At 69.5% G+C, this 26834-nt stretch carries 16 protein-coding genes and 3 pseudogenes; 10 read left to right on the top strand and 9 right to left on the bottom strand.

Annotation, left to right across the window (positions count from 1 at the left end; genetic code table 11):
• Positions 1-27: 27 nt before the first annotated feature.
• A pseudogene (locus tag CWT12_RS04575) lies at positions 28-3155 on the bottom strand (UPF0182 family protein).
• Positions 3156-3694: 539 nt separating this feature from the next.
• On the opposite strand from CWT12_RS04575, the gene CWT12_RS04570 reads away from it, so the two are divergent.
• Positions 3695-4300, top strand: a complete 606-nt coding sequence (locus tag CWT12_RS04570; RefSeq protein WP_161923876.1) for a PPA1309 family protein — start codon at positions 3695-3697, stop codon at positions 4298-4300.
• 112 nt (positions 4301-4412) lie between these two features.
• Here the strand turns inward: CWT12_RS04570 and CWT12_RS04565 are convergent, their stop codons facing one another.
• Positions 4413-5879 carry a zinc-dependent metalloprotease gene (locus CWT12_RS04565; RefSeq protein WP_161923875.1) on the bottom strand — a complete coding sequence of 489 codons (1467 nt, stop codon included), beginning with the start codon at positions 5877-5879 and terminating at the stop codon, positions 4413-4415.
• A 306-nt stretch (positions 5880-6185) separates the two neighbouring features.
• Between CWT12_RS04565 and CWT12_RS04560 the strand changes: the two genes are divergently transcribed.
• Together CWT12_RS04560 and CWT12_RS04555 are read left to right on the top strand one after the other, a co-directional pair.
• Positions 6186-7439: a YlbL family protein gene (locus tag CWT12_RS04560; protein ID WP_442862553.1), complete on the top strand. Its 1254-nt coding sequence runs from the start codon at positions 6186-6188 to the stop codon at positions 7437-7439.
• Between the two features lie 141 nt (positions 7440-7580).
• Positions 7581-8582: a thiamine biosynthesis protein ThiF gene (locus CWT12_RS04555; RefSeq protein WP_237564310.1), complete on the top strand. Its 1002-nt coding sequence runs from the start codon at positions 7581-7583 to the stop codon at positions 8580-8582.
• On the opposite strand, the gene CWT12_RS04550 is transcribed toward CWT12_RS04555, so the two are convergent.
• Positions 8563-10683 carry an ATP-dependent DNA helicase UvrD2 gene (locus tag CWT12_RS04550; protein WP_161923874.1) on the bottom strand — a complete coding sequence of 707 codons (2121 nt, stop codon included), beginning with the start codon at positions 10681-10683 and terminating at the stop codon, positions 8563-8565. The two genes, CWT12_RS04555 and CWT12_RS04550, sit on opposite strands and share 20 nt — an antisense overlap.
• Before the next feature lie 136 nt (positions 10684-10819).
• Complete coding sequence (nudC, locus tag CWT12_RS04545) at positions 10820-11953, bottom strand: NAD(+) diphosphatase (protein WP_161923873.1); 1134 nt, start codon at positions 11951-11953, stop codon at positions 10820-10822.
• 48 nt (positions 11954-12001) lie between these two features.
• Here nudC and CWT12_RS04540 point away from each other — a divergent pair, with 48 nt between their 5' ends.
• The 4 genes and pseudogenes from CWT12_RS04540 to mnmA all read left to right on the top strand — a co-directional run bounded on the left by CWT12_RS04540 (position 12002) and on the right by mnmA (position 16424).
• Complete coding sequence (locus CWT12_RS04540; protein WP_161923872.1) at positions 12002-13237, top strand: cysteine desulfurase family protein; 1236 nt, start codon at positions 12002-12004, stop codon at positions 13235-13237.
• A 339-nt stretch (positions 13238-13576) separates the two neighbouring features.
• Entirely contained in the window at positions 13577-14287 is a 711-nt protein-coding gene (locus CWT12_RS04535; protein WP_161923871.1) for a DUF6318 family protein, read from the top strand.
• A 140-nt stretch (positions 14288-14427) separates the two neighbouring features.
• Positions 14428-15138, top strand: coding sequence for a zinc transporter (locus CWT12_RS04530; RefSeq protein ID WP_161923870.1), 711 nt, complete (start codon positions 14428-14430; stop codon positions 15136-15138).
• A gap of 168 nt (positions 15139-15306) precedes the next feature.
• Positions 15307-16424: pseudogene (gene mnmA, locus CWT12_RS04525) on the top strand (tRNA 2-thiouridine(34) synthase MnmA).
• 45 nt (positions 16425-16469) lie between these two features.
• Here the strand turns inward: mnmA and CWT12_RS04520 are convergent.
• The 5 genes and pseudogenes from CWT12_RS04520 to CWT12_RS04500 form a co-directional block, all read right to left on the bottom strand.
• Positions 16470-17285: a hypothetical protein gene (locus CWT12_RS04520; protein ID WP_161923869.1), complete on the bottom strand. Its 816-nt coding sequence runs from the start codon at positions 17283-17285 to the stop codon at positions 16470-16472.
• Positions 17285-18048, bottom strand: a pseudogene (locus CWT12_RS04515) (ABC transporter ATP-binding protein). Before CWT12_RS04515 ends, CWT12_RS04520 begins: the two are co-directional and overlap by 1 nt.
• Complete coding sequence (locus CWT12_RS04510) at positions 18045-18434, bottom strand: GntR family transcriptional regulator (protein ID WP_161925298.1); 390 nt, start codon at positions 18432-18434, stop codon at positions 18045-18047. Before CWT12_RS04510 ends, CWT12_RS04515 begins: the two are co-directional and overlap by 4 nt.
• A gap of 310 nt (positions 18435-18744) precedes the next feature.
• A complete protein-coding gene (locus tag CWT12_RS04505; RefSeq protein WP_161923868.1) occupies positions 18745-19743 on the bottom strand; it encodes an electron transfer flavoprotein subunit alpha/FixB family protein in 999 nt (332 codons plus the stop codon).
• A gap of 59 nt (positions 19744-19802) precedes the next feature.
• A complete protein-coding gene (locus CWT12_RS04500; RefSeq protein WP_161923867.1) occupies positions 19803-20582 on the bottom strand; it encodes an electron transfer flavoprotein subunit beta/FixA family protein in 780 nt (259 codons plus the stop codon).
• A gap of 301 nt (positions 20583-20883) precedes the next feature.
• Between CWT12_RS04500 and glgX the strand changes: the two genes are divergently transcribed.
• Genes glgX through CWT12_RS04485 form a run of 3 tightly spaced genes read left to right on the top strand, consistent with a single transcriptional unit; the run spans position 20884 to position 26592 of the window.
• Positions 20884-23241 (top strand): glycogen debranching protein GlgX, encoded by a 2358-nt coding sequence (gene glgX / locus CWT12_RS04495; protein ID WP_161923866.1) that lies wholly within the window; start codon positions 20884-20886, stop codon positions 23239-23241.
• A gap of 31 nt (positions 23242-23272) precedes the next feature.
• Positions 23273-24433, top strand: a complete 1161-nt coding sequence (trpS, locus tag CWT12_RS04490; protein WP_161923865.1) for a tryptophan--tRNA ligase — start codon at positions 23273-23275, stop codon at positions 24431-24433.
• A 47-nt stretch (positions 24434-24480) separates the two neighbouring features.
• Positions 24481-26592 carry an alpha-1,4-glucan--maltose-1-phosphate maltosyltransferase gene (locus CWT12_RS04485; protein ID WP_161923864.1) on the top strand — a complete coding sequence of 704 codons (2112 nt, stop codon included), beginning with the start codon at positions 24481-24483 and terminating at the stop codon, positions 26590-26592.
• The last annotated feature ends 242 nt before the right edge of the window (positions 26593-26834 follow it).

Below are 26834 nucleotides of genomic sequence, written 5' to 3'. Positions count from 1 at the left end.
CCACTCACGCTGTTCAGGCCCGGCGGCTCATCCCTGGGAGTCGAGCTGCTGCTGGGCAGCCACCGCCCGGTTCAGGGCGTCAGTCAGGCGGTCCTGGGCCTCGCCGTAGGCGGACCAGTCTCCGTCCTGCATCGCCTTGCCCGCGTCCTCCATAGCCGTCTGCGCGTCGGAAAGCGCGGTCTCCAGATCGGCAGCCGGGTCGCCGGACCCCGTGGTCGCCCCCGGGGTAGCAGCTGCGCTCGGCTGCGGCGTGGCCTCCGGCGTAGCGTCTGTCGTGGCCGGTGGTGTGGCCTCGACAGTGGGCACGGCCTGATCGGTGCCCTCCTCAGCCTCCGCCGAGGTGTCGTTAGCCGCCGCGGCGTCGCCGTCGACGGCCTCCTCCCCCGTAGTAGCGCCCGAGTCGCCGCCGAACACCTGGTCCAGGGCCTCGGAGAGCGTGTCAGCGAAGCCGACCTTGTCACCGAAGGAGACCAGTACCTCCCGCAGCAGCGGGTACTGCGTCCCGGAGGATGCCTGCACGTAGACGGGCTGCACGTACAGCAGTCCGCCGCCCACCGGCAGAGTCAGCAGGTTGCCGCGGATCACCTCAGAGCCCTGCTGCGAGAGCAGGTTCAGCACCTGAGAGACGGTGGCGTTGGAGTTGAAGTTGTTCTGCACCTGGCCGGGACCAGACACATTCGACGAGCGTGGCAGCTCCAGCAGCCTCAACTTGCCGTAATCGGGGTTGCGGCCGCCGTTCTCGCCGCCGGCCGTCTCCGAGTCTACGGCGAGGAAACCTGTGAGCACGTTGCGATCGGTGTTACCACCAATGATGTAGACGCTGGACAGGGAGAACGTCGCCTCATCCTGGTCCGGCATCTTCAACGTCAGGTAGTAGGGGGCCTGTGCCTCGTCACCCGACTTGGTCGGGTCATCGGGCACCTTCCAGAAGTCACCGCCGGAGTAGAAGTCCTCGGGGTCGGTGACGTGGTAGTTGGCCAGCACGGTGCGCTGAACCTTGAACAGGTCCTCCGGGTAGCGCATGTGCGCCATCAGGTCTGCACTCATCTCGCTCATCGGGGTGACCGACCCCGGGAAGACCGCCTTCCAAGCGGCCAGGATCGGGTCGTCCTCATCCCACTCGTACAGGGTCACGGAGCCGTCATAGGCGTCTACTACGGCCTTGACCGAGTTGCGCACGTAGTTGGACTCCTCCGGTGCACCCAGGAGCGCGGAGCCGGAGGTCGCGTCACTCATGGTGTCCTCCAGCGACTCGTGCTGGGAATAGGGGTAGTTGTTGGTGGTGGTGTAGCCGTCAAGGATCCAAACGACCCGCTTGGGAGTGGAGTCGTCACCATCATCGTCCACCACCGCCGGGTAGGGGCTGCCGTCCAGGGTCAGCCACGGCGCCACCTGCGCCACCCGGTCCGCGGGGTTGCGGTTGTACAGGATCTGCGATCCGCTGCGGACCTCCTGGGAGAACAGGATGTTCATCTCCTGGAACCTCACCGCGTACAGCAGCCGGTTCCACGGGTTGGACACGTCCGGCCCGCCGTCCCCGGAGAACGTGGTGTTGACCTGCCCGGAGGGTGCGGAGTCATCGGGGTAGTCGAGCTCGCGCGGGCTGCCGCCGTCGTCACCGCCCACAATGGAGTACGACGGCGAGGCCTGGCCGAAGTAGATGCGCGGCTCGTACTCCCCAGGTCACCGACCGAGGGGATGCCGCCCTCCCAGAATGAGGGGTAGCCGCCGGAGGCGACGGTGTTTCCGTAGGCCGTCACCACGCCGTAGCCGTGCGTGTACACGGTGTGCTCGTTGATCCAGGTGCGCTGCCCTGCATCAAGGCCGTCGAAGTTGAGCTCGCGCACGGCGATAACCGTGTCCCGGCTCGCACCGTCGATGTTGTACCGGTCTACGTTCAGCGAGGAGGCGAAGGAGTAGTACTGCTTGTTCTGCTGCAGCTGGCGGAAGGTCGGGGAGACCAGGTTCGGGTCCAGCAGGCGGATCGACGTCGTGGACTCGGCATCCTCCAGCAGCTGCCCCGCCTCCGCCGTCGTCTTGGCGTCGTAGTCGGTGATCTCAACATCGTCCAGGCCGTATGCGGTCAGCGTGGCCTTGATGTTGCGATCAATATAAGGCGCCTCCTCCCGCTGGGCGTTGGGATTGACCACGAAGTTCTGAATCACCGCCGGGTAGGCGGTGCCGATTAGCAGTGCAGACACAATCATCACCGCAACACCGGTGATGGGCAGCCGCCAGGAGCTCGACCGTATGGAGAACAGGAACAGTGCCGCCACCACCACGCTGATTGCAGCCAGGATCGCACTGGCGGGCAGGGAGGCATTGACATCGGTGTAGCCGGCGCCGTCGAACCTGCTGTTCGATGCATACAGGGAGGCGTACCGCCCCAGCCAGTAGGAGCCCCCTCGCAGCAGGGCGAACAGGGCCAGGAAGACCGTCAGGTGTACCCAGGCCGCCCGGGTGAAGTGCGGTTCGCGCGCCACGGAGATCCCGCCGTACAGGTAGTGGACGACGACACTGCATATGCCCGCGAACACGACCACGCGCGTGAGGTAGGACACCAGCAGCTCCAGCACCGGCAGCACAAACACGTAGAAAGAGACGTCCAGCCCGAACTGCGGGTCCGTCGTCCCGAAGGACTGCGCATTAGCCGCCAGCAGCACCTCCCGCCAACGCGGCGCCACATCCCAGGCGGAACTGACCAGGGCCAGCCCCGCCGGCACAATCCAAGTCAGCTGCCGCTGGATGGGCTCGACCGCGGAACGATATGCCGCGAGGTTGCGCGTCGCCTCGTCCTGGGGCATGCCGATCTCGCGGGCGCGGTAGGCCAGCCGGATCGCCACGAATACTGCGGCGAACATGATCAGGAAACCGATCAGGAACATGCCTCCTGCCGCAATCCACTGAGTCCAGATGACGCGGGAGAAGCCCAGCTGGTCGAACCACAGCACCTCCGTCCAGGTGCGCGACAAGAAGGCGATGATGGTGGCCAGCAGGGCCAGGATGCCGATGGTCAGGGCCAGCGGGCCCGGTCGCCCACGAGCGTCCCCACCGCTGCGCTGGGTCGGCGGGTGGTTGGAGCCGGCCCCGCCACCGGGTCGCCGTTGCCGCCGCGCCGCGTATGCTCCCCCGCCCGCGCGCGAGGAGGCGCCCAGGCCGAAAAGCGCAGACGGGTCGAATGCCGATGCGGCGAAGGGACCGGAGTCCTCCGGCTCGTCATCCTGCGCGTCTACCTCATCCGCGCTCGCGCCTGCTCGCCCACCGTCACCGGGCTCGTCCTGTGCATGCCCAGGTCTGGCGTCTGCGTCGTCCGCCTGGAAGAAACCGCCGCGCACGCGGTCGTCTCGGCTCTCCGTCTCGGAGGAGTCTTGGGCAGCGGACTCGTCGTCGGGCTTGTCGATTGGATCGTCGTCGGGCCTGGTGCTCACGCTCACGCTCCGTGTCGTTCCGTGTCATTGTGCGTGCGCGCTTGGCGCACAGCGGCCAGCGCCGGCGGCGCCACCAGCCCAATCGTCGCACACGTCACGTCAGGCCCACAAAATATAAGTCAATTCATAGGCAGCGCTGCGCCCGGAGCAAGCTGGCACGGCAGCCTGCCTCAAGGCCACGCGCACCTGTTCCGGCCCACGTACCCCACGCCCCGGGAAGCGCCGCCCGACCCCAGTACCTGCGCCACTACTGGCATGATGGCACCATGATCGAGGATACGAGCCAGGATCCCACCGGGAGCCCGAGCGCGAAACCCGTCAACCGCCCCACCGCCCCCCGGCAGGCGGCCCTCAGGCGCGTGGTCGTCCAGCTGGAGGAGCATGCCGCCAGCAGTGGCTGGGACGCTCCCGTGGGTGTCTTCGCACTGGTGCGCACCGCCGCGGCCCTGCAGGAGGACCCCATGCTGGAACGGATGCTCGACGCCGACGCGCTCGCGGAGGCGCGCACGGATCCGGAGGCACTCACCGCCATTGAGCAGGGCGACCTGCCACCGGTAGACAGCCTGGAGGAGCTGCTGGCAGGGATCGTCTGGCCCGAGGAGGTCGACGGCACCGCCATATCCACGGAACGGATGCTGCTTCCCGACGAGGCGGAGCGGGAAGCAGCCGCGATCAGGGATCCGCAGAAGCGCTCCGCCTACCTGGCGTCCCGGCCGGACCGGGACGACGTGCGGATCGTCGTGGGCGTGCTCCGCTCCGGGGAGTCCTGGTGCGCCCTGCGCACCCGCTCCCATGACTCGGCGGACGCGGTAGTGGCCGGCGAGAGCCTCGTACCTGGCCTGGTGGAGGCACTGCGGAACACTCTGCAATAGCCCCCCTCCACCGCCTCCGGTCGGCACGGGTCAGCACCGACTAGAGCTGATTAGCGCCGACTAGCACAGCATCGGCGATTCCCGGCGCTCACCCTAGACTCCCCCGACGGCGTCACTGCTCAGACTCGTCCTCCGGGGCGGCTCCCGGCTCATCCGCCTCGCGCGCGGCCCCGCCGCCCGCGTCGGCGTCCTTGGCGCCAGCGGCGTAACCGAGCGTACCGTCCAGCAGGGAGGCCAGGTCCGCGTCCATCTCCGCATCCATGTCCTGGGCGGCACGCCGCATGGTCAGGAAGTCGTCCGGGTTGGCCAGCTCGGCAGCGGTCGGCACGACGTCGGGATGACGCCAGAACGCATCGCGCTCGGCGTCCCCCAGTTCCGCGCCCAGCCTCTCCCACAGCCGTGCGGCCTCATGTACGCGGCGGGGCCGGAACTCCATCCCGATCAGGCGGGCGAATACCTGCTCCGCCGGCCCGCCCTGAATACGGCGGCGCCGGACCATCTCGCGCAGTGCAACGGCAAGTGGCAAATGCGGCGCCAGCGCACGCGCAGAGACGACCTCCACCCAGCCCTCAACCAGGGCCAGCAGGGTCTCTAGGTGCTCCAGGGCCTCCTTCTGGGCGCCCGTCTCCTGGGGGGCGAACATGCCCGACTCGAGCGCGCGCCGGATCGCCTCCGGATCGTTCGGGTCCACCTGGGCGACTGCCTGCTCAACGGCGTCGACGTCGATCACGATGCCGCGAGCGTACGCCTCCACAGCGGCCAGCAGCTGACTGCGCAGCCAGGGAACGTGGGCGTACAGGCGGGCAGCAGCCGCCTCCCGCACCGCCAGGAAGAGCCTGACCTGATCCGCATCGGCCTCCAGCTCGGCGGCAAAGGCCGTCACGTTCGCAGGAACGAGCGCCGTCCCCGGCTCGCGGGTCAGCGGCAGACCGACATCGGTGGCGGCAACCGCCTGGCGGCCCAACTCGCCGATGGCCTGCCCGAGCTGCAAGCCGAAGGCGGTTCCGGCCATGGAACGCATGACGTTACCCAGCGCCCCCATCTGGGCGCTCGCGGCCTCGGAGTCCGCCAGCCTGGTGATCTGGTGCTGCAGCGCATCGCCCAGCGCCCCGGTGGCTGCATCAGCCACGGGTGCGCATACATCCTTCCAGACCGGCAGGGTGCGCTCGACCCACTGGGAACGCGACCAGGCCTCGCGCGGCCCGGGCGCCGGCATGAAGTCGGTGGCGGCGTCGAGCCAGAGGTCGGCAACGGCCAAGGCCTTGCTGGTCTGTTCAGCATCTGCGGCGGTAATGACCGGGTCGCCATCACCACGAGCGGTACGCAACGCCAGGTCCTGCCCCATCGTCCAGTTGACGGTACCGCTGGCAGCGCCCGCAAACAGCCCCTGCATCTGTGCCTGCAGGCCACTCAGCTGGGCCGAGGTCAGGCGCGACAGGTCTCCCATGCCACTAATCCGGGCGAGCTGCTCCGGGTCAACACCGGAGGCCCGCAGGGCACCCACCGCGTCCGCGGCCATCTGGGGGCCGAACATCGCGGCAAGCAGCTGCTCGATCTCGTCGAAGGGGTCCGCGCTCATGGGTTCCTCTCGGTGGGTCTCAGTGGGTCCGGCGTGTATGCGGCGCTGGCCGGGACGCCCGCGGCGACTGCACAGTGAAAACACCCGGATCATTGCATCCATTCCTGAGTGCGAGCCATGCGACCCGCCCTCGTTCCCCGCAGGCGCCTCCCACGCGCTGCGTGCCAGGTCCCCAGCCGACCTCAGGCGGGTGGCAGCCCGCTCCCAGGATCACCCGTCATGATGTTCCCCGTGACGCTACGCCCTTCCGACGCCCCCGGAACCGAGCCGCACGCCGGCGACCCCGAGGACCACGCCCCGACCACCGTGGATACCTCAGCCGATTCTCCCGAACCGGGCCAATCGGCTGTGCCCGCGGCCGCGACGAGTTCCGCGGCAGGCACAGACCCTGACGGGGAGGATGCCGCCGTGGCCGCAGGCTGTGCCGCACCGCAGGCCCCTCACGCCCGTCTCCGCGGGCGCCGCCGCTCCCGACTGCTGATCGGTCTGGCGCTGGCGGCCGCATTGGTGATCGCAGGCGCGACCGTGCCGGTCAATAAGGTCATCCAGGCGCCTGGCCCTACCTGGAACGTGCTGGCAGGCCCGTCCGACGGCGCTGAGGAGGACCTGCTGACTGTCACCGGCACCCAGACCTACGAGACAACCGGCGCCCTGCGCATGACCACAGTGTCAGTATCGGGTTGCCCGGGCTACCCCGTGACGTTCTTCATGCTCGTGGACGCCTGGCTCAGTAGTGACAAGACGGTCCTGGACCGGGAGCAGGTGTGCCCGAAGACCCTGACCGCTGAACAGGTTGAAGAGGTCAACCAGGCGCAAATGACCAGTTCCCAGGATGCGGCCGTGGTAGCCGCTCTGATGGAGACAGGGCACGCCCCGCGCATGGTCCTCACAATCGAGGGTACGGCAGAGGAACAGGCCGGCAGCGACCTTCAGGCCGGTGACGTGCTGAAGTCCATTACCACCGCCGGCACCCGGACCACCATTGACTCCTACCCGCAGCTGCGTGATCTGCTGACCACGATTGACCCGGGAACGCCAGTGACGCTGCAAGTGGAGCGAGACGGGGCCGACGTCGATGTCACGCTGAGCACCATCACGCCCCAGGACGCCGATGGGGATGGCCGGCCGGACTCAGAGGGGTCCTTGCTGGGCTTGAGCCTGTCCGCCCGGGCGGACTCCGACGTCGACGCCTCCTTCGGCCTGTCGGACGTGGGTGGTCCGAGCGCCGGCACCATCTTCGCCCTGGGGATCATCGATGAGATCACGCCCGGAGACCTCACCGGCGGCAAGGACATTGCGGGCACAGGCACTATCTCCATAGATGGGACAGTCGGCGCGATCGGCGGTATCAGGCAGAAGATGGCGGGGGCGCGCAAGGACGGCTCCGACTACTTCCTGGCCCCGGCCGCCAACTGCCAGGAAGTGGTGGGCAATGTCCCCAATGGCCTGGAGGTCTACGCCGTGGGCACCTTGCACGAGGCCGTGAGCACGGTACAGGCGATCGCAGCCGATGACACGGACGGACTGATGACCTGCGAAGCCGTGCTCGCCGCCGACTGACCGGCTAGAACCGCGGCGGAGGCCGCCGCGACGACGGTTTTCCACAGGGTGCAGACTGACTCTGGCGGAGCACCCACGCCGGTGCCATGCTGTGTGCGGCGTTCCCGTCCGGGACGCGAGCAGCAACACTCAGGAGCAGATATGCGCTTCCGTGGCCAGTCCCCCGTCCTGTGGCGTGCCCCCGGTGAGAGCCAGATCGGCGCGGAGCAGGGGCATGCGACGATCCTCTCGGGGCTGACCAGCGGCGAGCAGCAGCTACTGGACCGGCTCCCCGCAGAAATCCAACCCGGCGGCGTGTACCGGGCCGCCCGTTGGAGTCGGGTCCCCCTGGAAAGAGCGCGAGAGATCATTGGCGACCTGAAAGAGGCCGGCGTCATCGACACCTCCCCCGAGCCTCCTGACAACGCGGACGCGGTCTACTGGAATCGGCTGACCGCGGACCCCTCCGAGCGCGCAGCGCGGCTGCGCGCCGGCGCCGTCGCCATCCGTGGCGGCGGAGAGCTGGCCCGTGACGTCATCTGCCTACTGGTGGAGGCCGGGGTAGTCACGATCCTGCCCGACGACTGCACGCTGGAGGAATGGGCTCAGAGCCTGTCCCCGCAGGTTCGCACCCGGGCGCCGCTGGACCGGAGCCCGGACGTGGTCCTGACCCTGGACGGTCATGTCATCGACCCGGTGTGCGCGCGTGACCTGGCGCGGGCCGGGGTCACGCAGCTGCCGGTGGTGGTGCGGGAGGTCAGTGTGCGGGTGGGGCCCCTAGTGACCGAGGACTCCCCGGTATGCACTACCTGCCTGGACCTGTGGGAACGCGACGCCGATCCCAGCTGGCCCTCCCTGGCCACCCAGTTACGCCTGCTGCCGGCACCGGTGATGGAGCGCCTGCTGCTGCATCAGGCTGCGGCATTGGCGGCGCGTGCGGTGGTGGATGTCATCACCGGTCGCGGAGACTTGTGGGAGGGCCGTAGCGTCGAGCTGACCGCAGCCGAGCCCGTGGGCACGGAACGCCGCTGGCACCCGCATCCCGAGTGCCTGTGCCAGCGGGTGACGGACGGTGAGGCGCACGCTGATGCAGCGGCGCCCGGTACCACTGGAACGGCGGGCGGCACGCATACGCTGCTATGGGTCACTGACTCTCTAGGGTGAATTCACGCACCACCCGCAGCACATCGGGCCCGTATTCCTTGAGCTTGACTGCGCCCACCCCACGGATAAGCGATAGCTGCGGTAGCACGCTCGGCTTTACGACGGCGATCGAGCGCAGGGTGGCATCGGCGAACACGGTGTACGCCGGCTTCGATCCCGCCTTGGCGACCTGGGAGCGCCAGGCGCGCAGCTGCTCGAACAGTGCAACGGTGGACGGGTCATTCTCGGCCTCGAAGTCGGCGGCCGCCTGCTTGGCGCGAGCGCGCGCGCCTGACCCTGCGCCGGAGCGGCGGCCCGCGGGGGAGCCGGCGTCGGTGGGCCAGATGCCGTCTAGGAAGCGGGAGGGCTTGCGCGCGGCGCGACCGCCGGGGTTGCGAGCGCGCGCGTAGGAGATCACCAGGTGCTCGCGGGCGCGGGTGACACCCACGTACAGCAGGCGCCGCTCCTCCTCAATCGCGGCGGGTCCTTCGGCCAGGGAGATCGGCAGCAGCCCCTCGCATGCGCCGATGAGCAGTACCGCATCCCATTCCAGTCCCTTGGCGGCGTGCAGGGAGGACAGGGTGACGCCCTCGACAGTGGGCGCGTTCTGGGCGTCCGCGCGGGCCGCGAGCTCAGCTACCAGACCGTCCAGATCCGCGCCGCGCCGCTCGCCGAGCTGGTCGGCCAGTTCCACGATCGCATTCAGGGAGTCCCAGCGCTCCCGCATGGCGCCGCGGGCGGCGGGCGGCTGCTCGCTCCAGCCCTCCCGGGACAGCACCATGCGGGCGTCCGCGCCCGGATCCCCGGTGAGAGCGGCGCGCTCGGTGCGGGCCGCGGCCCGCAGCAGCACCATGGCGCGTTTGACCTCCTCCCGCTCGAAGAAGCGCTCCCCGCCGCGCACCAGGTACCCGATGCCGGCGTCGGCCAGTGCCTGCTCAACCACCTCGGACTGGGAGTTGGTGCGGTACAGGACGGCGATCTCGGACAGAGGCACACCGGCGGTCTGCAGCCTCTGCACCTGGGCGACTACTCCGGCGGCCTCGGCGACGTCGTCGTCGTACGCCTCGAAGCGCACCGCGGGGCCGGAGGGCCGCTGCGCCTGCAACTGCACCGCCCCGGGAGGCAGGGACAGGGCCCCGGCACTGCGCCGCGAGCGCGACAGCACCCGGTTGGCCAGGGACACCACCTGGGGGGTGGAGCGGTAGTCGCGGGTCAGCCGCACGGTGCGGGCGCCGTCGTAGCGGGACGCGAAGCCGGTGAGGAAGTCGGGGGTGGCGCCGGTAAAGGAGTAGATGGTCTGGGAGACGTCGCCGACCACGCACAGCTGGCGGCGTCGCCCGAGCCACAGGTCGAGCAGCCGCTGCTGGAGCGGGGAGACGTCCTGGTACTCGTCGACCACGAAGTGCTTGTACTGGCCGCGAATCTGGGCAGCGATGTCCTCCCGGTCCTTGAGGATGCCGACCATCAGCAGAAGCACGTCCTCAAAGTCGATCACGCCCCGCTCCGCCTTGACCTCCTCGTAGACGGCAAGCAGCCGGGCGACGGTGGCCGGGTCGAGGTCGCCGACGCCGACGCGCCCCTGGGCGGCGGCCGCCTGGGCGTAGTCCTCCGGCAGGGTCATGGTGACCTTAGCCCACTCGACCTCGGCCGCCAGGTCGCGGATCAGGGCGCGGTCCGTGCTCAGGCCCAGGCGGTGGGCTGCGGTGCCCACCAGGCGGCCCTTGTAGCGCTCAATCTCATGGCGGCGCCCGCCGATGGCGGTGGGCCAGAAGTAGGTCAGCTGGCGCAGCGCGGCGGAGTGGAAGGTGCGGGCCTGGGCGCCATGCACCCCCAAGTCCGTAAGCCGTGAGCGCATCTCCCCGGCGGCGCGGGCGGTGAAGGTCACAGCCAGGACCTGGGTGGGCTGATAGGCGCCCACCGCCACGCCATGGGCGATCCGGTAGGTGATCGCCCGGGTCTTGCCGGTGCCGGCGCCTGCCAGCACGCACAGGGCTCCTTCCAGATGCTCGGCGACTTGGCGCTGATCGGGGTCGAGGGCGTCGAGCAGCTGGGCGGGGCTGGGCAGAGCGGCGGGCGCGCCCGCGGGGCGCGGGGCGTCGGGCGCCGGGGCATGGTCGTTCATCGCGTCCCAGCCTGCCACGCCCGGCTGACATGATTAGCCGGCGAGGCTCGAGATGGTCCGGGGTAAGCCCGGCTCCGGCCCGCGCACGTGGCTGCCCAGTTAACCCGCTGCCTCGCCGCGGCCCAGTCCCCTGGGGTCAGCCGATGGGGGCGCCGTACCAGTCCTCTATCAACATCCTGGCGATTGAGGTCCGCCCGGGCAGGATGACGGTGCCGGCGGCTACGGCGTCTGCAAGCTCGGTGCGGCTGAGCACGATCGCATCGGTCACCTCTGCGCCATCGGGGCGCGCCAGGTGCTCGCCGGGTGCCAGCCGCGCCCGGTAGCCGAGCATGAGGGAGCGCGGAAAGGGCCAGGGCTGGCTGGCGACGAACTCCACGCTGGCCACTTTCAGCCCGGTCTCCTCGGCTACCTCGCGGACAACGGCGGCCTCGGCGGGCTCACCAGCCTCCACGAAGCCGGCGACTGTGGAGTAGCGGTGTTGCTCCCAGGTGGCACCGTGGACCAGCACGATGCGGTCGGCGTCGTCGGTGACGGCCATGATGACGGCGGGGTCGGTGCGGGGAAAGCTGAGGGCCTCGCAGCTGGTGCAGCGCCGTGCCCAGCCGGCCTGGACGATCTGGGTGCGGCCGCCGCACAGGGGGCAGAAGCCGGAGCGGGCGTGCCAGGCGGCCAGGGCAGTGGCGGGGGTCGCCAGCCCGGCGTCGTGGGCATCCAGTTCGGCGCCGACGGCCCGTAGTGCTGATAGCGGGAAGCGCTCCATTGCCCGCATTAGGGAGGGGTGGGGGCGGCTGGCGCCCTCGGCGTCGGTGGGGGTGGCGACGTCGTCGGTGGGAACGACGACGGCGATCCAGGCGGCCCCAGCGGCATCGCCGGTGCCGCTGCCGCGTTCACGCCCCAGGTACAAGCGGGTCAGGCCGGTGGCGTCTACGTCGGCGGCGGTCAGGGGCGCGAGCCGGGGACGGACAGCGCTGGGGGCGTCGGCTGCGTGGCCGGGCCGCCAGACGGCGTCGTCGCGGTCATGCGGCACGGCGGGGGCGAGGCCGTCGTCGGGCAGGTCCGCGGCGGTGGCCGGGGCATCCAGGGCGACGCGTCCGCGGGCGTCCACCAGCAGCAGGCGAGTGGCTGGGTCTGCGGCAAGCCGGTCGAGCAGGCCAGGCTCGCCGCGGCGCTCGGCGTCACGGTCGGTCGTGGCGCGTGACAGGGAGCGGGCAGTGGTCCCTGTGGTTCCGGGAGCGAGACGGTCGGGGGCTGGCTGCGGGGCGGAGGTCATGTGGCCAGCCTATCCGCGGCCGGTTTAGGCGGCGGATACGCTGCCCGCATGAGTTCCGGGAGTACCGCCGCGCGCGTCTACCTTGACCATGCCGCCACCACGCCCGTGCGGGCGGAGGTGGCCGAGCAGGTCGCCCACGACCTGGCCGGTGATCTGGGCGGGTGGGCTAATCCGGCGGCGCAGCACGCTTCGGGGCGCCGGGCCGGGGCGCTGTTGGCGCAGGCACGTTCCCGGCTGGCTGGGGCACTGGGGGTGGACCCGCATGAGGTGGTCTTCACCGGGAGCGGCACCGAGGCGGACGCACTGGCCGTGGTTGGCCGGGTGCTGGCGGCCCGGGCCGCTGGAGTGGATCGTCCGCGCCTAGTCACCTCCCCGGTTGAGCATCCGGCGGTGCTGGAAAGTGCGCGCACCGCCGCAGCACAGCTGGGCGGCGAGCATGTGCAGCTGCCCGTGGACGGGGCGGGCCGGGTGCAGGCCGGGGCGATTGGCGAGGTACTGGCGTGCGGGGCCGCCCTGGTGAGCGTGATGGCTGCGAACAACGAGACCGGTGCAGTGCAGGACCTGGCCGGGATCGTGGCGGCGGTGCGCGCGGCTACCGGCACCGACCGGCCGGACGCGCCGGGTTACGTGCCTGTGCACAGCGATGCGGTGGCGGCGGTGGGCCGGGTGCAACTGGACTTTCACGGCTGGGGGCTGGATGCGCTGTCGTTGAGCGGGCACAAGCTCGGGGCGCCGGTCGGCGTCGGCGCCCTGATTGCGCGGCGGGACTTCTCCCTGGTGGCGCCGACCGGGGGCGGACGCCAGGAGCGGGGACTGCGCTCGGGCACGCAGGACGTGGTCGGTGCGCGGGCACTGGCGCTGGCCGTGGAGCTGACCGTGGCCGAGCGGACGGCGGAGACGGCACGGCTGGAGGCGCTGCGCGCGCGCCTGCTGGCGGGGGCGACGGCGCTGGCGGGTGTGCACGCGACCCTGCCCGATGACGCGGCGCACCTGCCCGGCACGGCGCACCTGTGGGTGGAGGACGCCGACGCCGAGGCGCTGCTGATGGCGCTGGATATGGCGGGTATCGACGTTTCAGCCGGGTCGGCCTGTCATGCGGGGGTCGCGCAGCCGAGCCACGTCATGCTGGCGATGGGTTACGAGGAAGGGGCGGCGCGGGCGACGCTGCGCTGCTCCATGGGCCGGGAGACGGGCGCCGAGGACGTTGAGCGCCTGCTGGCGGTCCTGCCCGACGCCGTACACACGGCCCGCCGGGCCCGGCGGCGCGGCGCACGGCGCTCATAGCCGACACTCGCTTATGGCCGCCGCCTCCCGCCCCGCTCCACTGCCGAGGTCGGTAGACGTTACGCACCGAAATCGGTAGATCTCACGTGCCGAGTTCGGTTGGTGTGATGTGGGTCGGCTGGGCGGGCCCGGAGGAGTCGCTGCGATGAGCGCCCCGGGCGAGGGCCAGGGCTCCAAGCACCCAGCCACCGAAGACCCCACCCTGTGATGGGTTTTCCACAGGCGCGATGGAGCCAGTAGCGCCGCGGCTGCTGGTCACGCTACGGTTGCGTGCGTTAACGCCAAGCCGAAGCCCCAGCAAGTCCCGCCCGGGTCCTCAGCGAGGAGGCCACCCCCAACATGCCCACACACCCAAGCAAGCCACACGCCAGCACCCGCCACCACCAGGCCCGCGCCGCTGCCGCACACCCCCATGCGCCGAAACCTGCGCGCCGAGCGGATCACGTGCGCCGAGCCGGCGCACTGGCCATCTGCCTCGCCCTACTGGGCGCCGGCTGCTCACACGCCGCCAACCGCACCACCTACACCCCCACCTGGACCCCACCCGCCACAGCCAGCGCTAGCGCTACACCCACGCTCTCACCCCAGCAGGCCGCCGCCAGGGCCACCGCCCTGGCCATGGACAAGCCCCAGGCCTACACCCCCGAGTTCACCCCCGACGGCGCAGCCCAGGCAGCCACATACTTCCTCAACCTCTACCCGTACGTGCACGCCACCGGCGACCTGGACGCCTGGAAGAAGATGAGCGACGACAACTGCGAATTCTGCGCCAAGGTGATAACGAACGCCACCGCACGGCATGAATCTGGTGGGTGGGCAGACCCGTGGGAGCAGGAGATCACCCCCCTGGAGTGGTGGACCGACCAGGACGACCCCAACCGCTACGTCGTACGCGCACAAGTAGCATCCGAAGCCCACACGGGTCGTTCAGCAAATGGAGATGTCACAACAGTTGAATCCTCAGACTCCATTTTCTTGGTTCAACTCCGCTGGGTCGACAATGATTGGCTAATCGAAGAAGTCGCACTGGAAGAGGGTGACACGGAATGAAAATACCCCCAAGATCGAAGTTGATTCGCGCCACGCTAATCGTCATCACATTCACAACAGCTTCAGCAATACTGGGACCGGCGTCTTTGGCGGACGAACAAGCGAACCTAGATATCGGTGCCGACGGCTCCGGTAATTCTGTGGCTGTTACGGGTAGGACGTCCTACGAGGTGGCCTACTCCACCCCGGGCACCCCGGTCGGCGGGGGCTACTACCCCTCCGGCGGGGCCGGTGGCACGGCTAACCAGTACGCCACGCCCGAGACCGAGGCAGACCCCGGCACGTGCGGCACCGCGACCCTAGGCGCAGCCCTTTCCACCAAAAACGCCTCCGCGTTATGCGCCCCAGACCCCGCCGCCCCGGCCGCCGCGGCCGGCGCCGGCACCACCACGGTCATCACCGTCACCGCCACCGACGCAGCCACCCTCCTAGCCGACGGCTCCGGCATCACCCGCCAGCCCCCAGGCCCAGAAGTACTACTAACCAAGGACTTCATCACCTACACCAGCCCCGACACCCAGGTACTAACCACCACCATCGCCGGCACCCCCGTCACCATCCACGCCACCCCCACCACCTACACCTGGAACTGGGGCGACGGCACCACCACCACAACCACCGACCCCGGAGCCCCCTGGCCGGGCCAGACCAACACCCACCGCTACACCCACACCGCCCAAGACGTAACCACCACACTCACCACCACCTGGAAAGCCACCTACACCCCCGCAGGCGGCACCACCACCCCCATCACCGGAACCATCACCACCACCAACACCACCACCCCATACAACATCGTCCGCACCATCACCTACCTCACCGACCAAGCCGAAACCCAACAAGAACACTAAAACACGCGACCTTAAACGCGTTCACCCACTCGCTTCCGGGCTGCAGCTACCCGACGCATCCAGCGTTCAGAGGTGTTCTGCCCGACATCCCGCGCCCCCGCCCATGGCGGTAGGCTGCAACCCGCCCACCCGGGCACCTGCAGAACTAATGCAGCGGAAGGAGCACACGTGCGCGTACTGGCAGCCATGTCCGGCGGAGTCGACTCCGCGGTAGCCGCCGCGCGCGCCGTCGAGGCCGGCCACGAGGTGGTCGGCGTGCACATGGCACTTACCCGCAACCGGGCCGCCACCCGCTCCGGCACCCGCGGCTGCTGCTCCATCGAGGACGCCGGCGACGCCCGCTGGGCCGCCGAGATCCTGGGCATCCCCTTCTACGTGTGGGACCTGTCGGAGGAGTTCGAGGAGCGGGTGGTCGCCGACTTCCTGTCCGAGTACCGCGCCGGCCGCACCCCCAACCCGTGCGTGCGCTGCAATGAGCGGGTCAAGTTCGACGTGCTGCTGGAGCGCGGCCTGGCCCTCGGATTCGACGCCGTCGTCACCGGCCACTACGCCCGCCTGCGCGGCGGCGCCACCGACGGCAGCCCCGGCCAGACCGGCGACCTGGAGTTGCGCCGCGCCGCCGATACGGCCAAGGACCAGTCCTACGTGCTGGCCGTATCAGGGCGCGAGGGCCTCTCCCGCGCCCTGTTCCCCTAGGCGACGCCCCCTCCAAGGCGGCGGTGCGGGCCGAGGCGGAGCGCCGCGGCCTGCCGGTGGCGGACAAGCCCGACTCCTACGACATCTGCTTCGTCGCCGACGGCGACACCCGCGGTTTCCTGCAGCGCAGCCTCGGCGCCAAGGAGGGCAGCATCGTCTCCCCCCACGGCGAGGTGCTCGGCACCCACAGCGGCTACTTCGGCTTCACCGTCGGCCAGCGCAAGGGCCTGGGCCTGACCCGCCCGGCCGCCGACGGCCGCCCGCGCTACGTGATCGCCACCCGTCCGAGCACCAATGAGGTCGTGGTCGGCCCCGCCGAGCTGCTGCAGCGCACCGTGGTCGACGGCAAGGACCTGGTGCTGCTGGACTCCCCCGCCCCGCTCGCCGACGGCGTCGGCTGGCAGGACGTGACCGTACAGGTGCGCGCCCACGGTCGCCCGGTGCACGCTGACGTGACCGTGGACGGCGTCGGCGGCACGCTGCACGCGGTGCTGCGCCAGCCCCTGCGGGGCCTGGCCGCAGGGCAGAGCGTCGTCGTCTATGGCGGGGAAGACGGCGACCGGGTGCTGGCCCAGGCGACAGTCGCCTAAGCCGCGCACCCGGCCACCTTGCGCCGATTAGGTTCAGCGAAATGTTCAGCGCAGGGAGGTGTGTCTCTCGATCGCGCGCACGCCCCGCACTCCGAGGACCAACGCCAGCAGCGGCCACACGGCGATGTACCCCAGCCCCAGCAGGGTCGGGTCCCCGTCGGTCCGCACCGCCTCAATGAAGTCCGGCAGCATCCATGTAATCACAATGTCTCCGGACGGAATCCCAATGCTCACCGGCACGATCAGTAGCAGCAACAACGAGAGCACCTGCGCCACCAGGTACAGCGCCACGAAACCAATCACGGGCGCGCCGAAGCCGAGGTGGTTCCAGCGCCCTTGCGCCCCGATGCTCATAATCGCGGACACGCACACGATTACGCACGCGAGTTCCACAATCACGTAGATGAAGAAACCGATCACCCAGCCGGTGCCGACGAAGGCCAGCATCTCACGCAGAGGTTGGAGCAGCTCACCGAGGCCGATTCCCTGAGCCCGCGCGGCCGCCCACACGGTCACCAACAAGCCCACTGCAGCGAAGCACATCGCCGCCAGGCCGGCCGCGAAGGCGTAGAGCACCTTGGCGGCATAAAGCGTGCGCCCGGGCGCCGGGATGCTCATGGTCAGGTAGCCGCGCGCGCCATACATGGACTGCCAGTACTCGGAGGCGGTGTGGACGAGCGCCACTGGTATGGCCAAGGCAAAGGAGACTACCGCGCCAAGCGTCCCGAATAGGCTCAAAACCGGCAGGTCCAGAAACGTGACTCCGAGGAAGGCGATCCCGAACACCGTGAAGATGCCGAGCATCTTCAGCTGGATGGGCGCCAGGAAGCGGACCTCCTCAGTGAACAGTGTGCGCAGCATCAGCGGTACTCCTTCCGGAACAGGGCGTCCAGGCTCATTCCGTGTGCCTGACGCAGGTCATCGGCGTCGCCCGCCAGCAGCAGGCGGCCGTCCTTGAGGAAGACGACGGAGTCGACGATCGGCTCCACGTCGGCGATCAGGTGGGTGGAGATGACCATCAGTGACTCGGGGTCGAAGCCCCGCAGGACACCACTGAGGATCACGTCACGGGCGGCGGGGTCGACCCCGGAGATGGGCTCGTCCAGCAGGTAGACACGTGCACGCCTAGCCATGACCAGGCTGACGCGCAGCTTCTCCCCATGCCCTTGCTCATCTCCTTCAGGCTCCGGTCACCGGGAAGGCCGAAGAACTCCACCAGCTCGCGCGCACGATCGGCGTCGAAGTCGGGGAAGAGCCGGGAGAACATCGCTATGGCCTGCTCGGGCTTGAGTCCCGAGGCCAGGAATTCGGCGTCGGGCAGGAAGGCGACCAGCGCCTTCGTCTCCGGCCCTGGAGCATGTCCGCCTACCCGTACCTGGCCGTCGTAGTCAGCCAGCAGGCCGGCCAGGATCTTCAGCAGGGTGGTCTTGCCCGAGCCGTTGGAGCCCATGAGCCCCACGATCCGGCCCGCCGGCAGGTCCAGGGTCAGGTCCATCAGTGCCGGGCGGCCGCGGTAGGCCTTGGTCACGCCGGACACAGATACCAGCGGCACTGCGCCGTCGGGGATGGGGATAGAGCTGAAGCGCGCCGCGGGCGACGCCGCCTCTAGTGGATGCTGGGTCATGAGGATTCTCCTGTGTCTGCCGAGGAAGGGCGCAGTTCCCAGCGCTCCTGCAGGAGCGCTGCGGCCTGCGGAAGATCCATGCCGACGGCGGCGAGGGCGGTGATGAAGGTGTCCGTGGCGCCGGTGGCGAGTTCCCGGCGGACGGCATCGACGACGGCGGTATCCGTGGTGACGAAGCGGCCGGCGGTCCGCTCGGTGCCGGTCAGCCCGGTGCGGTCGAGCTCGGCCAGTGCGCGTTGAACGGTGTTGGGGTTGACGCCGGATTGCGTGGCCAGTTCGCGCACGCTGGGTATCCGGGTGCCGATCGGCCAGGCGCCGGTGACGATCCGCAAGCGGAAGTCGTCGACCAGTTGCAGCCAGATCGGCCGGGAGCCGTCAAGATCCACAAGGCCTCCCTCTGTTGGGTGTACGGGTGTGCTCATGAGCGCAGCGGACAGAGGGCCGGGAGACCATCTGTATTACTGCACTAGTACAGTGACACAAGGGGCCCGCTGTGTCAACTCCGCACTGCCAGCCGCGCACCGCACATCCCGCCGGCGGGCCGGATGGCGGACGGGATACCGCCATATCGACCGATCTCAGCGAAAGAGAAGCGCCCCGGCCCGGGAGAACCGGGACGGGGCGCTGTGCCAGCGATCGCTCCGGCACGGCATCGCGTGGTGCCACGCGGCGAACTGGGTCCGGAGCGCTTGGTTATCAGCTGCGCAGGCGCGCCAGTTCCTCCACGAGCTGGGGAACCACCTGGGCCACATCGCCGACCACGCCGTAGTCGGCCATCTCGAAGATCGGAGCCTCGGAATCGTCGCTGACGGCAACGATGGTGCCGGCGCCCTGGATGCCGCTGGTGTGGTGGACGGCGCCGGACACTCCCAGTCCGATGTACAGGCGAGGCGCGATTGACGCCCCCGTCTGGCCGACCTGCGCGGAGCGCTCGATCCAGCCCTCATCGCAGGCCACGCGGGTGGCGCCGATGGCAGCCTGAAGCGGATCGGCCAGCGAGTGCACCAGCTCAAGGTCGCCGTCGGTACCGCGTCCCATCACCACCACTCGCTGGGCCTCGGACAGGTCGGGGCCCGCAGCGGCGTCGGCGACCTCGCGGGAAACGACCGTAACAGCCGCAGCCTCCGCGGACAGGGCAACCTCAAGTGCCTCCACGGCCAGCTCGACTTGGCCGTCGGCCGTCGGCGCAGGCTCGGAGGCGCCGGCGTGGACGGAAATCACCGGAGTCCTGTCCGCCTGCGCCGAGACGGTCATAGTGGTGGACCAGGTTCCCGACAGGACCAGCTTGGAGGCGCGCAGCTCATTACCGACCACCTGCAGGTCACCCACGTCCGAGGCGCAGGCCGAGCCCAGCAGGACCGCGGCCCGTCCGGCGACCTCCTTGCCCCGGTAATCGCTGCCGACCAGCGCGACGGCGGGCATGACCGCCTCGACCGCTGCGACCACTGCGTCGGCGGCAACCGCAGCCACCGCTTCGCGTCCGCCCAGGTCGGCCGCCAACAGGCGGGAAGCACCGGCAGCGGCCAGCTCCGCACAGACGGAGGTGTCAGCGCTTCCCAGGACCAGGGCCACGACGTCGGCGGAGGTGAGCCCACGAGCCACCGATACCAGTCCCATGGCAGCCGGGGTGGGGTCGCCCTCCGGCGTGCGGTCGACCAGTACGACGATGGGGTCGTTCAACATGTTTTCAGGCATGGCTAGTTCGCGATTCCTTCCCTGCAAGTTCGTGCTCGAAGCCTGTGCTCGCCCAGGGCTCACACGAGGTTGTTCTCGACCAGCCAGGCCGCCAGCTCACGCCCGGCCTCCCCGGCGTCGGTACGGATAATGCCGCCCTGGCGGGCAGGCCGCTCGGCGAAGTCGACGACGGCGATTCCCGCCTCTACGTCGGCCAGGCCGAGGTCCTCCAAGTCCCAGGTGTCCACCGGCTTCTTGCGCGCGGCACGCATGGCGGCGAAGTTGGGGTAGCGCGGCTCATTGGCCTGATCGGTAACTGACACGAGCGCGGGCAGCGGGGCGGAGAGCACCTCCCGGACGGTGCCGGTGGCGCGGGTCACAGTCGCCTCATCCGCACTGACCTCCAGCGAGCTCGCCAGGGTCAGGGCCGGGACGTGCAGTGCGGCGGCGAGCGCACCTGGGAGCATGGAGGTCATGGCGTCCAGGGAGGCCATACCGGTGATAACCAGGTCCACATCTCCCGGACCGGAGTCCACCCCGCCGAGCTTTGACACGGCGGCGGCGAGGGTGCGTGCGGTGATGGGGACGTCCGCGCCCGCAAGCGCGGCGTCGGTGACCACGACACCGGAGTCGGCCCCCATCTGCAGGGCGCGGCGCACGCCGTCCTCGGCGTCCTCAGGTCCCATAGACAGGGCGATCACCTCACCACCCAGCTCTTCGACCAGCGCTACCGCGGCCTCGACGGCGTTCTCGTCGAGCTCGTTGAGAACGTCCTCCTCGCCGCGTACCAGGCGGCCCCCCTCCAGGCGGCGCTCGGACTGCACGTCCGGGACGTGCTTGATGCAGACGACTATTTTCATGCGCACAAGATTGCCATATCTGGGCGCCGCGACAGGTGAGCGCTCAGTCACCCCTGCCCGGGCCGCCGCCGGCGCCGGCCCGCTTTCCCAACCCGCGCGCCAACTGCACCAATGCGACATACGTCCTAACTGTGCGGCCACTCCACGCAGCCTCGCCAAAGCCCGTATCGCCTATCCTCAGACACACGGGCGAGACGCCCGAGTACGGCCTGATTGGAGCCGGCACGTCAGCGTCGCCCCGGATCAACTGTCACGAGGTGGCATCGCGAAGCCCACCTGCTCGACCATAGGATTCATGCACATGCCCCCATCGCCAGAGCTGCAACCCGCCGCCCGTGCCGACTCCGACGCCTCGGACCGCACGCGCCTGGGCGCCACGCTCACCGGAGACGGCGCCGACTTCGTGGTGGTCGCGCCGCGTGCCGAGGCTGTGGACCTGTGCCTGATTCAGACCGACTCCACCGGTGCGATCACCTCGGAGCGCCGCATCGGCATGCACGGGCCCGTCCGTGGCGCGTGGAGCGCCCACGTGCCCGGAGTCCGCGCCGGTCAGCGCTACGGATATCGGGCGCACGGCCAGTGGAATCCCTCCGAGGGACTGCTGTTCAACCCGCGCAAGCTCCTGCTGGACCCGTACGCCCGCGCCATCGACGGCACTCCGCGCCTGGGGCCGGAGCTGTACGCACACGCCGTAGACGCCGAGCTGGCCCCCACCTACGTGCCCTTCCTCCCCTCCCAGCTGGACTCCGCCGGGCACACGGCCCTCGGCGTGGTCACCGGGGAGCAGTTCCCCGTAGTCCCCGGGCCCAAGGTGCCCGCCGAGCGCACGGTCATCTACGAGATGCACGTCAAGGGCTTCACCCACTCCATGCCCGGAGTGCCTCCGGAGCTGCGCGGCACTTATGCGGGATTGGCGCACCCCGCCGCCGTGTCCCACCTGCGCTCGCTCGGCGTCACGACGGTGGAGCTACTGCCCGTTCACGCCGCCTTCTCCGAGGCCTTCCTCCTCCAGCGTGAGCGGACCAACTACTGGGGCTACTCAACCCTGTCGTACTTCGCGCCCGAACCGGCTTATGCGACCCGCACCGCCCGCGAGGCGGGCCCACAGGCCGTACTGGACGAGTTCCGCGGCATGGTCTCGCTACTGCATGAGGCCGGCCTGGAAGTGATCATGGACGTGGTCTACAACCACACCTGCGAGTCGGGTATGGACGGGCCCGCGCTGTCCCTGCGCGGACTGGACAACCTCGAGTACTACCTGCACGCCCCGCACCGGCCCGCCCAGTACGTGGATGTCACGGGCACCGGCAACACGGTGGACTTCCGCTCCACCCGGGCCGTGCAGCTGGTGCTGGACTCGCTGCGCTACTGGGCCGGCGACGTCGGCGTGGACGGCTTCCGCTTCGACCTGGCCGTGACGCTGGGCCGTGATGCCTCCGAGTTCCAGGCACGTCACCCGCTGCTGATCGGCATGGCCACCGACCCGGTGCTGCAAAACACCAAGCTGATCGCCGAGCCCTGGGACATCGGTCCGGGCGGCTGGCGCACCGGCGAGTTCCCGGCGCCCTTCCATGACTGGAACGACCGCTACCGCGGCACGGTGCGCTCCTTCTGGCTGCATGACGCCTCCGAGATGTCCAAGGGGCGCCCCGGCAATGACCTGCGGGACCTGGCCACGCGCCTGAGCGGTAGCGCCGACATGTTCGGATACGGCGAGTATCCGGGCGGGCGCGGTCCGCTGGCCTCCATCAACTTCGTCACCGCCCACGACGGCTTCACTCTGCGCGACCTGGTCAGCTACGACTACAAGCACAACCTGGCCAACGGCGAGGACAACCGCGACGGCACCGATGACAACCGTTCCTGGAACCACGGGTTTGAGGGACCGCTGCCGGAGGGCATGGGCGGGGGCCCCATCGAGATCCTGCGACGCCGCTCCTCCCGCAACGTGCTGGGCACCCTGCTCGTCTCCGCCGGCACGCCCATGCTGCTGGGCGGCGATGAGATGGGACGCACCCAGGACGGGAATAACAACTCCTACTGCCAGGACTCCGAGATCTCCTGGTTCGACTGGAATCTGACCACTTGGCAGCGCGACCTGATCGCCACGACGCACTTCCTGATCAGCCTGCGCGACAGCCACCCGGTGCTGCGCCCGACTTCCTTCGCCACCGGTTCCGTCCCCAGCGGCGACGCCCTGCCCGACCTGTCCTGGTTCCGCGCCAATGGTGACCCCATGGACGTGGCCGCCTGGCACGACCCCTGGACCCGGGTAGTGCAGATGCTCCGCTCGGGCACGCCCATGGACGACGCCGACCTCCTACTCGTCATCAACGGCTCCCTGGCCCAGGAGGACGTCACCCTGCCCGACGGCCACGGCACCGACTGGCACCTGATGTGGGACTCGACCTGGGCCGTGCCGCGCCCCCACACCTCGGCCTTCGCGCTGGCGCACAGAGTGAGCCGGGGGCCGGCGGCCCGCGCCCGTGCACTCAACCCGGCCCGCGCTCGAGCCTCGCGCTCCGGCGCGACGGACTGTCGGCAGGACCGGCCCGGGGACACCACGACGCTGGATGCCCTGTCCTTGCGCATCTACCTGTCCGGGGAGCAGCTGGTCGGGTTGCCCGAGGAGCGCCCGCACGCTCTGCCCGAGGAGTAGTCGTCGGCCTGCCCGGTCTAGGATGGCGGCCATGACGCAGCACGACGCGAATGCCGGTTCCCCCTCCAGCAATGCAGCCGGCGGTACGGCCGGCACGAATGCGGAGGACGCCCTGTCGCGCTCCACGGACGCGGCCTCGCTGGCCCGCTCACTTGCCCGTAGTGCCGAGATCGAGGCCGACCTCGACGTGAACCCGGGCCGCTACCGGATGCTCACGGGCGTGCGCCCGACTGGCAACATGCACCTGGGCCACTACTTCGGCACGATGCACTCCTGGAAGGGCATCCAGGACCGGGGCGTGGACACCTGGATCCTGGTAGCGGACTACCAGGTGATCACCGACCGCGACGGCGTGGGCCCGATCCGTGAGCGCGTCCTGTCACTGGTGGCGGACACCCTGGCAGTCGGCGTGGACCCGCGGCGCTCCACAATCTTCGCCCACTCCGCCGTCCCGGCCGCCAATCAGCTCATGCTGCCCTTCCTGTCCTTGGTCACCGAGTCCGAGCTGCACCGCAATCCAACCGTCAAGGCGGAGCTGGAGGCCACCGACGGGCGCGCCATGACCGGCCTCATGCTCACCTATCCGGTGCACCAGGCCGCTGACATCCTGTTCTGCCAGGCGAACCTGGTGCCGGTGGGCAAGGACCAGCTGCCCCACCTGGAGCAGGCTCGCATGATCGCCCAGCGCTTCGACAAGCGCTACGGGCGGGCGGTCAAGGAGCACCCGGTATTCCGCCGGCCGGAGGCGCTGCTGTCCCAGGCGCCACTGCTACTGGGCCTGGACGGGGAGAAGATGAGCAAGTCCCGCCACAACACCATTGAGCTGCGCATGAGCGCGGACGAGACCGCCAAGCTGCTCAAGAAGGCCAAGACGGACTCCGAGCGGCACATCACCTATGACCCCGAGGGCCGGCCGGAGGTGGCGAACCTACTCACCCTGGCCTCGTTGTGCGGGGCCGGGGACCCGCAGTCGCTGGCGGAGCGGATCGGCGACGGCGGCGCCGGCACGCTCAAGCGCATCACCACCGAGGCGGTCAACGAGTTCTTCGCCCCCATCCGCGCCCGCCGCGCCGAGCTCGCCGCCGACGAGGACTACCTGCTGCAGGTACTGGCAGACGGCAATGCCCGGGCCAACACGGTGGCCGAGCAGACCCTGCACGCGGTACGCACGGCCATGCACATGAACTACTAGGGCGCCGGTGGGCCACATGCACACGCGCAGACAGGTACGCTTGCGCTGTGACCCCTAACACGACGCCGCGCACGGCGAAGACGAAGTCAACCAGCCACGCTGCTCCCGCCGCTGCGGCGCAGCCCGCACCCGCCCAGGTGCCCCAGCCGGCACCGTATGCACCGGTGGGACGAATCCCGGTGACGGAGGTCTTCCCCGTCGTGGAGGACGGGCGCTGGCCGTCAAAGGCCGTGCCCGGCGAGGTCTTCCCCATCCGGGCGACGGTGTTCCGGGAGGGGCACGATCGCTTTGGAGCCACCGCCGTCCTGGTGCGGCCAGACGGCACCGACGGTCCCAGCGCCCGCATGTACGAGGTCGGCATCGGCCTGGATCGCTATGAGGCGCGTCTGGCGGCGGATTTCCCAGGCGACTGGGGCATCCGCGTGGAGGGGTGGTCGGACCCCTACGGCACCTGGGCCCACGATGCCGGGGTGAAGGTTCCCGCAGGCGTCGACGTGGAGCTGATGCTGGAGGAGGGCGCCCGCGTGCTTGAGCGCGCAGCCGCTGTCCCGGGCCGGGCCGAGGGTGACGCCGAGGCCCTGCTGAACGCCGCCGTCGCCCTGCGTGATGACTCCGCCTCCGCCACCGACCGGCTCTCCGCCGGGCTGTCTGCGGACGTTGCGGCAGTCCTGGACCGGCTGCCGCTGCGCGATCACGTATCTCCCTCGGCCACCTACCCGCTGCAGGTGGATCGGCAGCGGGCCCTGGCAGGCTCCTGGTACGAGATCTTCCCCCGGTCCCTGGGAGCGCATCGGGATGAGCAGGGCGTGTGGCAGACCGGCACACTGCAATCGGCCACTCAGCGACTCGGCCGCATCGCCGCCATGGGCTTTGACGTCCTCTACCTGACCCCGATCTCCCCGATCGGCACCACCAACCGTAAGGGGCGCAACAACACGCTCAACGCCCTGCCCGGGGACCCGGGTTCCCCGTACGGCATCGGCTCCCCCAAGGGCGGGCACGACGCCATCCACCCGGATCTGGGCACCTTCGACGACTTTGACGCCCTGGTGGCGCGTGCCCGGGAGCTCGGCATGGAGGTGGCCCTGGACCTGGCCCTGCAGTGCTCCCCGGACCACCCCTGGGTGACCGAGCATCCCGAGTGGTTCACCGTCCTGGCCGATGGCTCGATCGCCTACGCCGAGAACCCGCCCAAGAAGTACCAGGACATCTACCCCCTCAACTTCGATAACGATCCCGAGGGCATTTACCAGGCGATACTGGAGGTGGTACGCACCTGGATCAGCCACGGGGTGACGATCTTCCGGGTAGACAACCCGCACACCAAGCCCCTGCCCTTCTGGCAGCGTCTGATCCGCCAGGTGCGTGAGGACAACCCCGAGGTGCTGTTCCTGGCGGAGGCCTTCACCCGCCCGGCGATGATGCGCACCCTGGCAAAGATCGGCTTCCACCAGTCCTACACCTACTTCGCCTGGCGCAACACCAAGCAGGAGCTGACCGATTACCTGGTGGAGCTGTCCCAGGAGACCGCGCACGTCATGCGCCCCACCTTCTGGCCCACCACGCACGACATCCTCACGCCCTTCATGACCAACGGGAAGGTTCCCGCCTTCAAGCTGCGTGCCGTACTGGCCGCCACCATGTCCCCCACCTGGGGCATCTACTCCGGCTACGAGCTGGCCGAGTCGGTGCCGCGCCCCGGGTATGAGGAGCAGATCGACAACGAGAAGTACGAGTACAAGCAACGCGACTTCGGCGCCGCACGCGTCAACGGCATCGAAGCTCTGCTCACTGCGCTGAACGCTGCTCGTCACGCCCACCCGGCGCTCCAGCAGCTGCGGGATGTCTGGTTCCACCCCACCAGTGACGACAACCTGATCGCCTACTCCAAGCGGGTGGATGCCGCTCACTCTCCTAGCGGGAAGGACGACGTGGTGCTGACGGTGGTCAACCTGGACCCCTATGGCGCCCACGAGGGCGAGATCTACCTGAACCTGGAGCAGCTGGGCCTGCCCGGTTGGGTGGACGGTTCCCGGCCAGTGCTGCGGGTCACCGATGAGCTGACCGGCGACGTCTACGACTGGTCCGGGCAGAACTATGTGCGTTTGGACCCCTTCTCCGGCCGTGTAGCCCATGTCTTCTCAGTCGAGCCTCTGTGAGGAGCAGCTGCGCGTCCCCGGCCTGATCACAACCGGAGGAGCCCCGTGACCGTAACCGGCGTTCCCGGCCTGCCCCACCCGTGCAGCACTGGTTGGCGTCCGGTATCCGGCACGAGCGCCGTGGCGCGCTCCCCCTGGCTGACGACTCAGCGGATTACCCGGCTGACTGCTGGGCCTGCCACTCAGTCAGACGCTCGGCGTGATGCCCAGTTGGCGATCGCTGGGCCCGTGGGGCAGCCCCC

The organism is Actinomyces sp. 432, assembly GCF_009930875.1.
Taxonomy (GTDB): Bacteria; Actinomycetota; Actinomycetes; order Actinomycetales; family Actinomycetaceae; genus Actinomyces.
Note: the sequence above shows the minus strand (reverse complement) of the source record. Positions and strands in the feature narration are given on the sequence as shown.